The organism is Oceanobacillus profundus (genome assembly GCF_003515705.1).
In the GTDB taxonomy this organism is placed as follows: Bacteria; Bacillota; Bacilli; order Bacillales; family Amphibacillaceae; genus Oceanobacillus; species Oceanobacillus profundus.
This window is the reverse complement of record NZ_QWEH01000002.1, coordinates 159,994-176,272: the sequence shown is the minus strand read 5'-3', so window position 1 is coordinate 176,272 and position 16,279 is coordinate 159,994. Positions and strand designations below refer to the sequence as shown.

Genomic DNA, 16,279 nt, shown 5'->3' with positions numbered 1-16,279 from the left:
AAGGAATAGTTCGTCAAACTAATGGGTTTCGTTTTAGATATATATTAATAAATAAGGGTACAATTCTTTATTCAAGATTTGCACCCTTAAGTTCAAGATCACCTATTAAAGTTTCACATTCGCTATTGGAAATGGACTTTAAAGGGACTTATATCAAACACCACGTTTATTCCCCCATAAATAAGTGTGAAGCTGTGGCAATACCCGAACGTCGTTCAATTCTGAATTATTCATTACAAGGTCAACCAATCGTTCGTATTTTTCAAGTAAATATGGTAACAACTTATCCTGTTCTACTGTTTCCAAATCATCATTACCCACTTGCAGAAACAATTCTACATCAGGATACCTTTTGTGTATGTTGATGGCATATTGCAAATCTCCTTTCTCAAAGATGACCACCTTTAAACTGAAATTGCCTTGTTGCTTTTCCTCTAATGAACGGATGATAAAATCCAATGTTTCAAAATTTGTAGTCATTCCAGAGCTCGGTGGCTTAGGCGAAATCGTCAGATCATCTATCTTTGTAAACCATTTCTGCCATCTGCTACCTTGTGTTTCCAATGCAACCTTCACCTTATTTTCATGAAGTAAATCTACCAATGTATTCAATTGTGCCAATAATCCTGGATTCCCTCCAGAGATGGTAACATGCTGAAATCTTCCATCGCCCTTTTCAAATAAGGCATCCACTATTTTCTGCGGTTCCATCATTTGAATCGATTCCTTTTCTGAACCGTCCCACGTGAATTTCGAATCACACCATGAGCAGGAATAATCACAGCCGGCCGTTCTGACAAACATCGTTTTTTGGCCAATGACCATTCCTTCACCTTGAATGGTTGGACCAAATATTTCAAGTACAGGTATTTTTCTCATAATGTTTTCTCCTTCGGTCGGTAAATACAATAGCTTGTGGGCGTTTCCCTTAAATATACCTGAACACAAGTTGGGTTATTCGACAGGGTGTTTAGGTATTCCTTAATGATTTCATATATAGTACGGGCAACCACTTCTGTTGTTGGAAAATATTCAGCGTCCTGGTCGGAGAATTTGGTATCTTCGTTCATCATACGATGATCAAATCGCTTATGAATTAAATCTTTTATTTTTTTAAAATCTACCAAAAAACCTGTGTGATCAAGCTCGTCTCCAGCAATGGTGACATTTGTAAAATAGGTATGCCCATGCATATTTTGGCATTTCCCAGCATCCTCATGTGGTACATAATGAGCTGCGGCAAATTGAAAATCTTTATTTAGTTCATATGCATAGGGATGTTCTGTAACTGGATAAATCTGTTGCATCATGAATCATCACTCCTTCGTTTATTTTGTATCTTTGGGAGCTTGTATCCATCCAAATAAAAAAAGAACAACACTAAGAAGATGCTGTCCATGCTCCTTAGTTTTTTATAGAGGGATGGAATTTCGAACCTCTCCTGCCAATACGCAGATTCTATTATTCACTTACCATCTTACTTTACCATATCTTTTGTTTAAGATTAAAGAATACATGTCAACATAGAAATGAATTCATTCATGGTATAGCAAAAAACGTTTCAAAGGAAAAGACGATAACCGATGATCGTCTTGTTTAACGTTTGCATCAGTTTACTATAATAATAGACAGCTAAAAATATAAGAAATATGTAAAAATAAGAAATAAAATTGAAGATACAATAATTCTAATCCAACTCAATTTTTTACTTATCCCTGCTCTTTTTTCTAAGTAATTTATATAACTAACTGTTAATATAAAACCAAAAAGTATAATTGCATATCCTAAATTATCATTTTCTTTAATCAAATACCTCATTGCAGCTATAGCAACGAGTATAATGCCGATTGTTCCCAAAGTCATATTGAAATAAAGAGCTTGTTTATTTTCCTTCAAAACTACCCTTCCCTCTAAAAAATTCCTCAGGTATATCCCTTTCAATTACTTAACAACCCCGCCCCGCAAACGATAAAAAGCCACTTCTCTAATTGAAGAGTAGCAACAGATCGTTCAATAAGAATTATTTATTTTTTCTCTAATGCCTTTACACCTCTGATTAGCCAATACAAAGCTATCCAAGGTAAAACAAATTTAGTAATCCATTCAATTAAAACAAATAAGAAGAAACTTTCAATGTTAAAAAACGGGAGAATTATGAAAAGTACTACTAAAATGGCACCACCAATGATGAAAATATTCATCGGATTATCACCTCTTCCATAGGTAAACTAATCTTTAATTTGGAAAAATAGTATCTTTTGAATAGGTAAACAGCCAAAATCTAACCTCTTTTCGAAAATAAATCTTTAACAAACCTATTACTATACTTCAATAAGACAGAGCCGGTGTCCTTTTACACTAAACCTACACCGTTAGTACCATTGCTACCATTTGCATCATAACCTAATAACTTTTCCTTAGATTTTCTTTACTTTTAACCATATGCCTTATTCCTTTACCTGCAAGTGGTTCGTCTTTAAATCTTGGTATAATGTGGAAATGAGCATGAAAAATATGCTGACCTCCTACTTCACCACAGTTCCAACCAAGATTATATCCTTGAGGTTCATGTTCTTTGTCTAAGTATTTTTTTACCTCTTGAAGAAGACTGTAAGTTGCTGCCCATTCATCGTTTCTCTATGATTTTTAGGAACAATGAGCCCTGCTCCTTCAAGTAGACCAGCTTTTATTTTTGATTGATCTAATTGTAAAAAAAGACAATGTTCATTACTCAAAACAACTTTTTGTTTAGGTTCTGAATAGGGGTTACAAAAAACACACTTTTCCATGGTAATCTCCTCATTTTTTACTTCTCTTCTCAGTAACTTCTACATAACCCGATTCTAGCACATATTTATTCAGTTATAGCACCACCATTTGAAGAAGCATTAAATGGCACTTATTAAACAATCGTGCCATTTAATTGAAATATTCCATACTGCGGGTCAGTAAAAAATAAAAAGCAGCAGCTACTAATAATAAATTAACTATTGCTAACTTCTTCATACCTTCTTTTATACATATAACCAAGCCATATAAACTGCTAAACATCCAAAAAGCTATCAAAATTATCCAACCCAAATGGTCATTTCTATAATCGTCATCGAAAAACATCGTTATTGCACCTACAATTAAAAAAATAAGCAAGGTGTTAGTCCCAACTCTTAAAGCTTTATTTGTATTATCACTTTTCAATTTATCCCCACTTTTTTTGTGCTAAACTGCCAGTTACATTAAGAACAACATTTCACATAATTATCTTACCATATATTAATAATCTTTCAAAAAATTCAATAATGTCCTCGTTATTTTAATAATAAAAACCGTCTGAACTAGACGGTTTTGTTTGTTAATTTATTAGTCAATAATGTCATTTGAGTTGTATTTTTTGTCAATACAACTCAAAACGGAACCACATTTAAATGAGTTGTTCCTGTTTATTGCTTAGTGCTATTTTTAAATCATCAATCAAGTCATCAGCATCCTCAATTCCAACCGATATACGAATTAACCCATCGGTGATCCCAAGCTCTTGTCTACGCTCAGCTGGAATTGAAGCGTGTGTCATTTTAGCCGGAACAGAAATTAAGCTCTCAACAGCTCCAAGACTTTCGGCTAATGTAAAATAGTTTACCTTACCAAGTACTTCATCTGCTTTTTCAGCACTTCCAACATCAAAGGACACCATGCCGCCAAACCCAGTTGTCTGCTGCTTCGCAATTTCATGTCCTGAATGAGTCTCGCGTCCAGGATAATAAATAGTGGAGACACTCTCGTGTTTTTCCAGGAACGAAACGATTTTCTTCGTATTTGCCTCAATTGCTTCCATACGAATAGCCAACGTCTTAATCCCCCGCATAATAAGCCAGGAATCCTGTGGTCCAAGTACCGCACCAACTGAATTTTGGATGAAATGAAGCTGTTCTGCAAGTTCCTCTGTATTTACAACCACTAATCCAGCTACTACATCACTATGTCCTCCAATATATTTCGTTGCACTGTGAAGTACAATATCTGCTCCTAAATCTAATGGCTGCTGCCAATATGGTGTTGCAAATGTATTGTCCACAATTAAAAGAATATCATGCTTTCTGGCAATCTCAGCCATCTTTCGAATATCCGTAATTTTTAACAATGGGTTTGTAGGTGTTTCTACAAATATTGCCTTTGTATTCTCTTGTATAGCAGCCTCCACTTCATCTGAAGAGCTTGTATTGGTAAACGTATGCTCTAAATCAAAACGATTAAGCACTTTTGACATTAAACGATAAGAGCCACCATAGACATCATCGGTTAATACAACATGATCTCCAGCGTTAAATAACATCATAACAGATGTCATGGCACCCATTCCTGAACCAAAAGCAAAGCCTGCTTTACCATTTTCAAGGTCGGCAATGACTGTCTCCAGTGCATGACGAGTAGGATTGCCTGTTCTTGAATATTCATATCCACGATGCTTACCTACTTCATCCTGCTTATACGTACTTACTTGATAAACCGGCACAGAAACAGCTCCTGTTTGTTCATCTCCCGTTATACCGCCATGAATCATTTTCGTTTTTGCACGCATGATTATTCCCCCTTAATTTCTAAAATTGTTCATATATTTGCTTACTTAGATAACGGTCACTCGAATCTGGAAAGATTGTAACAATTGTAGTTCCTGGTTTGGCATGTTTTGCCTCATTTAGGGCTGCAGCCATCGCAGAACCCGAAGAACTTCCAACGAGCAACCCTTCTTTTGCCGCAAGCATCTTCACCATCATAAAAGCATCCTTATCTGTAATCGTGTAAATATCATCAAAATGTTCGCGATTCATATAATCTGGAAGGAATTCCATCCCAATCCCTTCCGTCAAATGTGGGCCTGATTTGCCGCCATTGATAATAGAACCCTCTGGCTCAACAATTACTGTTTTAACGGCAGGATTTTTTTCCTTTAGAAATGATGCTATACCTGTAAATGTTCCACCAGACCCAGCACCAGCAACAAATACATCCACTTTCCCATTAAGCTCCCTCCAGAGTTCTGGAGCAAGTGTCTGATAATACGTCATTGGATTAGCTGGATTTGAGAACTGTTTTGGTGAGAAGCTATTTGGAATTTCTTTTAGTAATTGTTCGGTCTTTTCAATAGCACCCTTCATTCCCAGTTCACGCGGTGTATGAATAATTTCCGCTCCTAATGCTTGCATCAGCTGCTGTTTTTCCTTGCTAAAATGTTCTGGAACACAAAATATGACAGACAATTTTTTATTTAGGGCTGCAATTGCAAGTCCAATACCAGTATTACCTGCAGTAGGCTCAATAATTGTACCGCCTTCTCGTAATACCCCACGTTTTATGGCATCCTCAATCAAGGCAACACCTAATCGATCCTTCACACTACCACCCGGGTTAAAAAATTCAAGCTTTGCAAATAAACGTACTGCTTCAGGCAGATTAAAATTTCTAATCTCTAATAACGGGGTATCCCCAATCAGTTCATGTATTGAATTATAAAGAGCCATTTCGTTTCGCCTCACATTACATTTTAGAGGTTATTAAAAAACTTCATGCCACCCGTGACGCTTGCTTAACATTTCCTTAGCGATTTCCTTTGCACCTTCCAAGCTATGACTTGCTGCCCAGCCGCATTGAACTTCATTGCACGCAGGAACTTCAGTTGCGTCGAGCACATCTGTCAGCGTTTTTTCAAGCATTGTTAAGACATCATCATAGTTATCATGATTGATTAACGATAAATAAAAACCAGTTTGGCATCCCATTGGCCCGATATCAAGAACATTATCTGCATGATTTCGGATATTCTCAGCCATCAAATGCTCTAACGAATGAAGTCCTGGCATTTCCATATGTTCTTTATTTGGTTGCTTAAAACGGATATCATATTTTTGTACTTTATCTCCATTTTCACCTTCTGTTACACCAACTAATCTTACATATGGCGCCTTTACTTTTGTGTGATCAAGATTAAAACTTTCTACATTCATTTTTTTAGTCATTATTTCATTACTCCCCACTTTTTTATTTTTTGTTTGCAGTCAATACCCAAACAAAATCATTCATTTGCCTAAATGATACATCAAATCCATGCTTTTCAAAAGCATTCTTCATTGTATCCAATGTGGGATAGTATTCACGATTCAAGTCTTCTGCTAGATCATGATGCCCTTTTTCCACTGCCTCTTTTATTTGCATCCTTTTATCGGCTTCCGTTTTAAACATCGTATCCCCAAAAACAACCTTGCCATTCAGTGGCAATAACTCTGCAAATTGTTTAATCGCAATCGCCTTTTCATCATCTGTTAGATGATGGAACGCATACGTACTTGTAATCGTTTCAATCTTTCCAGTGGGGGCCGGGTAGATTAAGAAATCACCATCCAGAACCGTCAAACCTGGAATTTTCCTTTTTGCAATGTTTCTCATTTCTTTTGAAGGTTCAATTCCTATTACAGAATGCCCTGCTTGCAGCAACTTCTTGGATAAATTACCTGTTCCAACACCAAATTCCAATACCCTGCCAACACTATGATCCACTACTGCATCAAGGATTACATCATAATTAGCAAAAACCTCTGCATATTGTGGGTCTTCTCCCACTACACTGTTATCATAATCCTCCGCCCACTCTTCAAATAGCTCAATAAACTCTCTCCCCATATATGATCAACTCCGAAGTTTATTAAATCAAAGTAACTAACTAAGATTACTAAGGATTATATGTATGTACTATACCACAGGTTCCAACTCATGACAAAGTTTTTTATTTCACAATTCGGATATATCTTTATCCATAAGAAAAAGAGCGCTCCTTTCAGGAACACTCTTTATGACTATCGTCTATTTTGTGGGAAAAGTCGTTCAACCATATTCCCCATCTGATCGAAAAATCCTTCGACCGGTTCACCATTATTAACATCATCAACATAGTTATTCGTTAAATCAATAAAATCAGGATTCGTGGATACATACACATTATCAATTCCGTTATCCACAGACTTCACAATATCTCCAATTTTTTCCTTTACTTCATCTGTAAGTTCGCCACCATTATCACGTGTTCCGCGATTTGCATTACGATTGTCCGTGTCTAGTATTGCAGCTACATATGCATTATTATCTGTAGTTAATACATACGCTCGATCAATATCATTAACTTCGTTCGTAATTCGCTCTGCAGCCTCTTCTGATATATCATATTGGTTGTGCTCATTTGCTCGATTGTTCCCGTTGTCTCGATTTTGGAATTGCTCCGAATTTCGATCTAGTGTATAGTTCCGAACATTCGTCATTCCCTCTCCAGCATTGTTGTAAAATCGGGTTTGTTCAATATTGTCATTAGGTCCAGTCGCATTGTCTCGAGCGTTATTATCTGTAGCTTGGCAAGCTGTCAAAGTTAAAAAAGTCGCAGCAGCGATACTTAAAACTTTCCATTTCATCCTAAATCCCTCCTTATGGATTTGCTTTTAGTATGTAACGGAGGAGCATTCCTATGCTTAAATATCTACATCCTTTAAATGGCATTCACACCAAATAAATCACACGCATTATATATAAAAAGCGGGCAGTCTAATTAGTAACCCTTTAAACAAATGTGTCTTCAATAAAGGAGGGGGAAAAGTTGATTCCAGACTATGACAAAGCTTTATATTATACATTGTGGGGCCAATGGGATGATCTACTCGTACTAATGGTTCGAACAAAGGATGATATGCTTTCCAAAAAAATTGAACAATTTTTAAATGCTTATCACTATTCACTGGATCAGTCTAAAGTAATAAACACGCATGATACACTGCTTTATTATATAGACCATGCGATGAAATATACCCCACCAGTCATGATGGAAGTATAAAAAATGGAAAAGCACTTGTTGTGCTTTTCCATTATCTTAATTCATCAGGCTACTAAATCTTTTTTCATCATCCAGATGCGACGAATTTTTATCATCTATATCTTCCTCGTTAAAAAAAGTATTAATAATTGCCCTATCATCGGAAGAAATCGATGTTAAATCATTCGCTGAAGCATCTTTCTCTAAAAGTTTTAATGCCATTACTTCATTCATCGAAGTAGATTCTTCCTTTGCTTGGTCTCTAATTTTTTGCGGGATTAGCAATGTGGCTATTTCCCATCCAGATATACTTTGAAAAAAATCCTCCAATTCCAGAGGGATAAAGATGTTTTGATCAGGTACCCCATCAGCAAAGCTAAAGCCGACGATCATATTTTTTTCATCGTTTACTAATCCTGTTTGCTCACTGATATCTAAAATACGGCCAATTACCTCTTCCAGCAATTCATCTTGATAATTTGGTAATTGTTCCACAATTAATGAAGCCTCGTCATTTAAAGCTCGGATTGATTGCACATTAAATTTCTCATTTACTTCCATTTCAATACTAGGATTTATATCCAATGTCACGTACGCATAAGATTCGCGCTCACCCGAAAACATATAGAAAGGTAGAAAAAACAACAATATGACACATGTCATGAAAAAAGTTTTAAACGGTGTATTCAACATCTTCCAAGATTGTAAAATGGAAATATGCCGCTTATCGAGATCTAGCGGTTCGTAGGCGACCTCCTCTCCGATTATTACACCTTTTTTACATGGCTTCGCTTTTAAAAAGAAACCCTCTTTGGTCATAATAATCGTATAGTTGCGATGGAGTTCCATCACAATTCCTTTTTTCATTGCCCCACTCCCTTAAGATAATCCTTAAGATAGATGTAGTCTCCACTTAACACAATGAATATTGCTAAAATAAATTTCCGATTTCGCTCCAACGTCTTTTTGCTGACATCCACTTTTTTTACAAGCTCCTTAATCGGAAGTTTCTTTTTTCGATATACGTATTCACTTAAATGCTTATCGTGATAAAGAATTCTTGCAGTTTTGACTGCAGAATCACGTGCATCTCTATGTTTTGGAGAGGCCTCTGACAGTTCAACCAATGTCAACTTATATTCACGCAACTTTTCCTTAAATTCCATAATTTCTTCCTTACGATAAACTGCATCTAATTCCTGATTATACCTATCCTTTACAACGGCAACCTCAAGCGGATTCTCCATCAGTTCCTCATCAAAATTCTCATCAAATGAAATGGATGAGAGTCTTTTTTGATTAAACCGAATGTAGTCAATTACCTTCCGTTTTATAACAAGCTTTGCAAAGGATAAAAATGAACATCCTCTATCTGCAGAATAGGAAAAGATAGCTTCATTAAACGCAGAAAGCCCTATACTAAATTCATCATCTCTTTTTGGATCTATGTATCGTTTGCATACTTCTGAAACACATTTTGCAATAAATGGTTGATACGTACGCAATAAATAATTTTGTGTTGCTGTATCTCCTTGTTGAATCGATGCTACTAATTCTTCAAGGGGTTGCTCTTGGACCGAAGTACTTGCCATCATTTAAAAGCACCTCCGTCCATTATAAAATACGTATGTTAAATACCCTTTTTGGGTGTAGCTGTCTAATTGTCCATTTGAATTAAAAACGTTAGTGCAATGTATATATATCATATGATGTCCCCACCATTTTCATTTTTATTTTTATTTTATAAGCAATCATTTCAAAAAGTCTGGTAAAAATTCAACTTCAAAACAACGATCATTCTAAACATATATTATCGATATCTGTATTTTTCAATTTGTTTCTTTATATATTTCGACAAATAATGCTAATTATTTTAGTCTAATCCATGTTAACGTAATGCCGATTAGGTTGCTATCTCAATTCCATTACAGTTCCTTTAAAAAACAGTAACTAAATACATTAAACGCAAAAATTTTACTTCTCCAACTATTCTAACATATTATACATTCATAAAAGCAGGACAAAAGAACACCTGCATATTACTAGCTTAGGAGGTGCTCTTTAAAAGGAATCTATTTCTACCGTTACGACACTAAATTACTCAAAACTTACCAAAATCTCCTCTTTTTGCTGAAATGGCTTGTTATTTAAAATACCTTCAAGAGAATCATTGATATATAAATCTTTTTCAAACCAATCCACCGTGTTTATTTGTCTTGTGTGAAAAATATAAAATTCATTTTCAACAATACTTTTACTGCTCCGAACAACGATATACTCGATTATCCATTGAGACGTATCATAGATCATATCTACAATTCGGCCAATCTTACCGTCTTTCGCGTGTACCTTAAAATCGTTCGTTTCTTCCTCACTACGCAAATAATTATCATGCTCATGATATCGTCCATTTCGATTTAAATGCGGCTCTTCCGGTGGCCGTTCATTCTCTAATCCAATAATTGGAAATGTACCAAGCAGTCCACGTTCTGCGTGAGGTAATGCATTATCCGTATAACTGTTCCATCCAAAATAATCAATTAAGTGATTTTCTTTATCCTTCGTTAAATCCTCATTTTCTGGAACAGGAGGACTATTTCGGATCATCAGCTTATCGAATTCTACATTGACACTTTCATTCGTCTCATCTACCTCTATAAAGGAATTCGGTGACAAGAGGACTTTTCTACCTGGAAGCCATTTCCTTGTATCCACAATTGCATAGCGTATTTCCCAATTACGATCATCGAAATAAAAGTCTTTAATTTTTCCAAGTTCACCGTCTGTTGCGTGAATATTAAATTGCTTTAATTGAGATGTTAAGCGCATCATTTTGTCTACCCCCCAAAAGGTTTTATAAGGTACATACCCTTCTTAAAAACAATAAAACCCAGGAATACTTATTCCTGGGCATACTCGTGAAAGTAGTCAATCGATATAAACAGTCCAACTTTACCGTGGTTCTCATGTTCAAGCGTTGCAAATATAACACCAATTACCTCACCGTTCTGATTAATAACAGGGCTCCCACTATTTCCTCGATAGACTGGAGCATCCAGCATAAATACACGTTCATTCCAATCGGATAATTGGGTATCGCCAATAATTGTTCCCTCATTTGCAATTCCATTAAATCGCAAAGGATTACCAATGAATCGAATGGGTTCATTTTCTTGAATATTTGGATCTTGGGCTAATGATAAGGATGGCAGTCCTGTTTCATTCACTTCAAGAACGGCTAAATCAATTTCTGGAAATTGTTCGGTAACTTCTGCAGTAAATAAACCATCCTCAGGGAATGCAACAGTCACTTGCTCTTCTCCTTCAACAACATGATGGTTCGTTAAAATAGTGCCATTTGCAGAAATAGAAAATCCGGTTCCCTTGCTGTTATCTGTCTCTACAACGACAACAGCTTCTTTAAACGTTCGGATATCTTCTTCAGCTGACAGCTTAGCAGATGTAACGAGAAAATCAAATGCAGGTATCGAAAAGGTTTGCGGTATTAGGGCGAAGAGATTAAATACTAAAGCGAAGGCGATCAGCCAAAACGCCCATTTCGGAAAGGAACGCTTTGGAGCTTTTTCTTCCTCAGAACGACGAGCTCGCTCTAAAGCCTTTCTACGCTCTTCCTGTACAAGCTCATATAATTCCTCGTCATCAAACTCTTCAAATAAGTCCCCATCAAGTTGATCATCTTTTTTATCTTGTTTATGATCCATAAGCCACCTCGCGTGAAACATAATTGAAAACAAAAGCGCCCGTTTTAGCGACGTACGGACTGCGCCCCGTACTTTAAGGGTGGTTCGAGGTATCGAACATTTTTACGTAGGAGATCACTCCAAAGTATAAGATGATCTAAGACTTTTGCTCTCACGGGCGCAAAGTCAAGTTCATCTAAAAGGAAACATGCCATGTAAAGGGGAGAGGCCAACGTAGGCTTTAACTAAGGTTTAGTTGGCCATCCTTTACCTAGAGTCGATTCCCGATTTCACCACAAGGGTATAAATACGACTAAGCCTCATGTCTTGCAGTCGCAAGTCTTCTTTATCGTCTCATGAGGTGAGGGAAATCTCGCTATCACTTAAGCGCTGGAGCTGGACTAGAACATCCAAACGCAAATTTACACAGCAGCTTTAACCTTTCCTTGCTGCATTTGGTACATCTGATAATATAAACCTTGCTGTTCAATTAGTTTATCATGATTTCCTTGTTCTTTGATAGTTCCATGGTCGAGAACAAAAATAATATCAGCTTGTTGGATTGTTGATAAACGGTGTGCAATAACAAGTGTTGTTCTTCCTTCCTTCAACACTTTTAATGCTTCCTGAATAATATTCTCTGTCTCCGTATCAATATTTGCGGTTGCCTCATCTAAAATTAAAATAGCCGGATCAAAGGCGAGTGCACGTGCAAAAGATATAAGCTGACGTTCTCCTAGTGAGAATGTGGTGCCTCCTTCTGTAACAACCTCATCATAAGTGTTCGGTAATTTATCAATAAACCGGTTTGCTCCGACAGCATGTAAAGCGCTTATTGCAGCTTCTCTGCTGATTTTCGGATCATTCATCGTTACATTCGAAATAATCGTACCCGAGAATAAAAATGGATCCTGTAAAACGATTCCCATATGACTTCTTACTTGCTGCCTCGCCCAATCTCTCGTATTGTATCCATCAATCCTGATTGAACCTTTTTGCGCATCATAGAATCGAAATAATAAATTCATAATCGAGCTTTTACCTGATCCAGTATGACCGACAAATGCTGCTGTCTGACCTTCGTTAATTTCAAATGAGATATCATTTAGAACATAATCTTTTTCGTTATAGGCAAATGAAACATGATCAAAGACAATCTTCCCGCGATATTTTTCAATTTGCTTATTCTCTACAGCTTCTCCATCATGATCCAATAATTCAAATACACGCGCACCAGCAACACGTGCTTGTTCTAAGAGCGGCAGCTGGTTCACAATATCTGTAACTGGTTCAAATAATCTTGTAATATAATCGACGAATGCATAAAGCATACCGATGGATATAACACTTGTCAGTTCAAGCGAAGAAGAGCCGAAGTACCAAATAAAACCAACAAAAGTCAAATTTCGAATAACCGTTACAAGATTATATGATGTCAACGCACTCAATTTAATCAGCTTTTTCTGATACGTATAATTGCGTTCATTCAATACCTCAAATTCCTCTTTTGTCTTCTTTTCACGATTAAACGCTTGAATTACCGGCATTCCTTGAATAGCTTCACTAATATTTCCATTTATTTGGCTGATCGTTTTCCGGATAACCTTATTGTATTTTGTTCCAAAGTATTTATAAGCTTTCATCCAACCATATAGCAACGGGAGAATGAGCAGACACATCATCGCAAGCTTAGCATCTAGAATAAATAGGGCAATAAAAATCCCTCCCATGTATACCGCACTTGTCACGATAATCGCTAATACCCTTTCATATAAATCACGAATTGCTTCCGTATCGTTTGTAATTCTGGCAACAATTGTTCCTGCAGGCTGATCGACAAAATAATCAATTGGAATTCGCTGTGTATGCGCAAATAAATCCGTTCGCATTTTTTTAACAATTTGATTTGCAGCTTTTTGCAGAAGAAATGTTTTATAAAATTGAAATATCCCAGCAATGACAAGCAATCCTATATATAGTCCAAGCAGTAGTAAAATTGGCCGTTGTTCCGGTTTAAAGAAAGGATAAGCTTCTGTTAAGGCGAGACGCTCCCCTCCATAATGAAACGTCCCTTCTGCTGTTGTAATGCTAATTTGATTATCATTCGCATTCGCATCTCGTTTCCCATCTAATGGCGCCCTATCATGAATAAAATGATATGCTGTGCCTATTTGAAGCAATGTAACAGCCTCGCCTATTGTCTCATCAGAAGCAGTTAAGCGGTCTACCCGCTTGAAAGACCCGCCATCATAATCCACCGTATAGCGATCATCATTTTCCGCAACTTCCTGCCAATAGCCTTCAACACCAAGTATATGGTCATCAATAACTATTTTCGCAATGAACGGTCCAGCCAATTCCATCGCAACAGCTATCATTAAGCAGAACAAACCAATGATAATTCTTTTTTTATAGTGTAAAGCATAGTGAAATAATCGCTTTTCTGTTGATGGCTTTTTCATTACATCGCCACCTCCCCATCCTCCAACTGTTGCTGTTGGTACTGCTTTTTATACCAACCATCCAACTGCATTAATTGTTCATGTGTTCCTTCTTCGGCTATTCTTCCATCCTCTAACACGATAATGTGATCTGCATGTGTCACTGCAGATAGACGATGGGCTGCTATGAAGGTTGTTTTATGCTGCCTTTCTGTTCTTAAATGGGCAAGAATTTTCGCTTCTGTCTTACCATCTACCGCAGACATTGAATCATCTAGAATTAAAATCTCTGGGTCCTTAATAAAAGCCCGTGCAAGCGCAACACGTTGCTTCTGACCACCAGATAAAGTAATCCCGCTTTCTCCGACCTGGGTGTCCAGCCCATTCGGCAGCTGCTTTATATCATCGAGAAAATGTGCTAGCTTCATCACACGAAAAATTTCCTCATCGGTTGCATCGGCTTTACCAAACTGAATATTTTCCCGAATTGATTTGGAAAACATCATTTGATCCTGTGGAACATAACCAATCCAGTCTCTAATTTGCTCCAATCGAATAGCATTTAAATTGATATCGGAAACCTTAATCTCTCCTTCTACTCCAGGATATTGCCGAAGTAAAAGCTTAAACAATGTTGTTTTTCCAGCTCCAGTTTTCCCTACAACACCAATTGTTTGACCACTTTTCACCTGTAAAAGTATTTCACTCAATTGCTTTCTTTCAACAGATGGATAGGAGAAAGATACATTGTGGAAATCGATGGAATGAACACCGAAAACAGATTTGGGTTCGGTCGTTTCCTTAACATCTGCTTCGTAGGATAGAGTTGCGTTTACACGGTCCAAGGATGCATTACCGCGTTGTAAAATGTTAATTAATTCTCCAACAGCAAACATTGGCCAAATCAGCATGCCTAGATACACATTAAAGGTAACAAGGTCACCAAGCGTTATGATACTTTCAAATACAAGAAATGCACCATAGCCGATTCCAATTGTATAAGATAGCCCAACTAAAATTTTCATCGTTGGCTCGAATAATGCATCAATTTTTGCAACTTCAATGTTTTTCTCGTATACATGATTTGTTCTGGTTTCAAATCGATCTGCATCTTGTTTTTCCTGAACAAATGCCCGAATAACACGCACTCCTCGAATTGATTCCAGTACTTCATTGTTCATTTCTCCAAAAGCTGCTTGTGCTTCTGTAAAACGCGCGTGAATGGCTGAACCATATTTATTCATGACAATCGCCATAATTGGAAGCGGCAATAATGCTGCTAATGTTAGCTGCCAGCTAATTGTAAAGCCCATAACTGCAATAATCATTAACATAAAAATACTTGAATCCACAAGTGTCAGCACTCCGAATCCTGCAGTCTGACTAATTGCTTTCAGATCATTTGTAGATCTTGCCATTAAATCACCAGTTCGATGCTTTCCATAAAAAGTTGGCGTCATGCTAAGAAAATGTGAAATTAATCGACTTCGCATCCAGCGTTCTAGAATTACAGCTCCGCCAAATAACGTATAATCCCATAAATAGGATATTGCGTAATGGATAATAGTAAGAACGAGATATCCTAAAATAAGTGCAACTAATAATTGCATTGTTAATGAACCAAATTGGATTTGATCGATCGTTAACCCGACAAGCTTCGGGGGGATAAGTCCAATCGCACTTGCAATAATTAAAAAGATAATTGCTATTACATATCGCTTCCAGTAATACTTAAAAAACCAATCCAATTTCTTGAATACCTGAAACATTTTTTCACCTTCTAATCTACTTGTTTTTTTCCCTTCATTAAGACACAAAAATAGCACACGCCTATGACGTGTGCACATAAATAGGTTAGAAAACGAGAGGTCTCACTAGAGTATAGCAAGTGTCTTCGTTAGCCTTGTTCAGACAGAAAATGTTTACTTTCCACCTGACAAGAAATACCCCTTTATAATACAAATGGTCACAGACATCTGTGACCATTCAATGATTCATCCGATACTTAAATAGCTAAGAATCATTCGCATCCTTCATGAAGGTCACAGTACATATAAAATTCATTCGGTTTATGATAATTACCTTTTCCATGGTAGTGACCTCCTTTTCCGTTTCATTTTTAATTCCCAAGTAATTATATTATTTAGATAGTTTTTCGTCAATAGTTTTTTGAAAATTTTTTATTTCCTTTGAGATTACGAAATAGGATTTGTATTATTGGACAAAAATATAATACTTAAATCATTTTTTGAATCCTTTTCGTATTCTATGATGTATTACAGTTAATTCATAAA

General features: G+C 36.6%; 17 protein-coding genes, 1 pseudogene and 1 riboswitch. Of the genes and pseudogenes, 1 reads left to right on the top strand and 17 read right to left on the bottom strand.

Annotation, left to right across the window (positions count from 1 at the left end):
* Window positions 1-153 precede the first annotated feature (153 nt).
* From queE to D1B32_RS03970, 11 genes and pseudogenes are all read right to left on the bottom strand, one after another.
* Entirely contained in the window at window positions 154-879 is a 726-nt protein-coding gene (queE, locus tag D1B32_RS04015; protein ID WP_095309730.1) for a 7-carboxy-7-deazaguanine synthase QueE, read from the bottom strand.
* Window positions 876-1,310: a 6-carboxytetrahydropterin synthase QueD gene (gene queD / locus D1B32_RS04010; protein ID WP_095309732.1), complete on the bottom strand. Its 435-nt coding sequence runs from the start codon at window positions 1,308-1,310 to the stop codon at window positions 876-878. The genes queE and queD overlap by 4 nt, the downstream gene beginning before the upstream one ends.
* Before the next feature lie 88 nt (window positions 1,311-1,398).
* A riboswitch (PreQ1 riboswitch) is annotated at window positions 1,399-1,445 on the bottom strand.
* A 187-nt stretch (window positions 1,446-1,632) separates the two neighbouring features.
* Window positions 1,633-1,896 (bottom strand): hypothetical protein, encoded by a 264-nt coding sequence (locus D1B32_RS04005; RefSeq protein ID WP_095309734.1) that lies wholly within the window; start codon window positions 1,894-1,896, stop codon window positions 1,633-1,635.
* Between the two features lie 128 nt (window positions 1,897-2,024).
* The gene (locus D1B32_RS23990; protein WP_095309736.1) at window positions 2,025-2,201 is read right to left on the bottom strand and encodes a hypothetical protein; all 177 of its coding nucleotides are present in this window, start codon (window positions 2,199-2,201) and stop codon (window positions 2,025-2,027) included.
* Between the two features lie 202 nt (window positions 2,202-2,403).
* A pseudogene (locus D1B32_RS04000) lies at window positions 2,404-2,789 on the bottom strand (HIT family protein).
* Between the two features lie 130 nt (window positions 2,790-2,919).
* Window positions 2,920-3,195: a hypothetical protein gene (locus D1B32_RS03995; RefSeq protein ID WP_095309738.1), complete on the bottom strand. Its 276-nt coding sequence runs from the start codon at window positions 3,193-3,195 to the stop codon at window positions 2,920-2,922.
* 223 nt (window positions 3,196-3,418) lie between these two features.
* Entirely contained in the window at window positions 3,419-4,573 is a 1,155-nt protein-coding gene (locus D1B32_RS03990) for a bifunctional cystathionine gamma-lyase/homocysteine desulfhydrase (protein WP_095309740.1), read from the bottom strand.
* A gap of 19 nt (window positions 4,574-4,592) precedes the next feature.
* The gene (locus D1B32_RS03985; protein ID WP_095309742.1) at window positions 4,593-5,513 is read right to left on the bottom strand and encodes a PLP-dependent cysteine synthase family protein; all 921 of its coding nucleotides are present in this window, start codon (window positions 5,511-5,513) and stop codon (window positions 4,593-4,595) included.
* Window positions 5,514-5,546: 33 nt separating this feature from the next.
* Window positions 5,547-6,008 (bottom strand): S-ribosylhomocysteine lyase, encoded by a 462-nt coding sequence (locus tag D1B32_RS03980; RefSeq protein ID WP_095309744.1) that lies wholly within the window; start codon window positions 6,006-6,008, stop codon window positions 5,547-5,549.
* A gap of 22 nt (window positions 6,009-6,030) precedes the next feature.
* Window positions 6,031-6,669, bottom strand: coding sequence for a class I SAM-dependent DNA methyltransferase (locus tag D1B32_RS03975; protein WP_095309746.1), 639 nt, complete (start codon window positions 6,667-6,669; stop codon window positions 6,031-6,033).
* Window positions 6,670-6,842: 173 nt separating this feature from the next.
* A complete protein-coding gene (locus D1B32_RS03970; RefSeq protein ID WP_095309748.1) occupies window positions 6,843-7,448 on the bottom strand; it encodes a YhcN/YlaJ family sporulation lipoprotein in 606 nt (201 codons plus the stop codon).
* 182 nt (window positions 7,449-7,630) lie between these two features.
* On the opposite strand from D1B32_RS03970, the gene D1B32_RS03965 reads away from it, so the two are divergent.
* Entirely contained in the window at window positions 7,631-7,864 is a 234-nt protein-coding gene (locus D1B32_RS03965) for a YhdB family protein (RefSeq protein ID WP_095309750.1), read from the top strand.
* Window positions 7,865-7,900: 36 nt separating this feature from the next.
* Here D1B32_RS03965 and D1B32_RS03960 read toward each other — a convergent pair whose 3' ends face one another.
* From D1B32_RS03960 to D1B32_RS03935, 6 genes are all read right to left on the bottom strand, one after another.
* On the bottom strand, window positions 7,901-8,710 hold the full coding sequence (locus D1B32_RS03960) for an anti-sigma factor domain-containing protein (protein ID WP_118888688.1): 810 nt from the start codon (window positions 8,708-8,710) through the stop codon (window positions 7,901-7,903).
* On the bottom strand, window positions 8,707-9,435 hold the full coding sequence (gene sigI / locus D1B32_RS03955; protein WP_379600403.1) for an RNA polymerase sigma factor SigI: 729 nt from the start codon (window positions 9,433-9,435) through the stop codon (window positions 8,707-8,709). Before sigI ends, D1B32_RS03960 begins: the two co-directional genes overlap by 4 nt.
* Before the next feature lie 505 nt (window positions 9,436-9,940).
* On the bottom strand, window positions 9,941-10,675 hold the full coding sequence (locus tag D1B32_RS03950) for a PRC-barrel domain-containing protein (protein WP_118888687.1): 735 nt from the start codon (window positions 10,673-10,675) through the stop codon (window positions 9,941-9,943).
* A gap of 68 nt (window positions 10,676-10,743) precedes the next feature.
* Window positions 10,744-11,565, bottom strand: coding sequence for a S1C family serine protease (locus D1B32_RS03945; protein ID WP_118888686.1), 822 nt, complete (start codon window positions 11,563-11,565; stop codon window positions 10,744-10,746).
* Between the two features lie 401 nt (window positions 11,566-11,966).
* A complete protein-coding gene (locus tag D1B32_RS03940) occupies window positions 11,967-14,006 on the bottom strand; it encodes an ABC transporter ATP-binding protein (protein WP_118888685.1) in 2,040 nt (679 codons plus the stop codon).
* Window positions 14,006-15,754 carry an ABC transporter ATP-binding protein gene (locus D1B32_RS03935; RefSeq protein WP_118888835.1) on the bottom strand — a complete coding sequence of 583 codons (1,749 nt, stop codon included), beginning with the start codon at window positions 15,752-15,754 and terminating at the stop codon, window positions 14,006-14,008. The genes D1B32_RS03940 and D1B32_RS03935 overlap by 1 nt, the downstream gene beginning before the upstream one ends.
* Window positions 15,755-16,279: the final 525 nt, after the last annotated feature.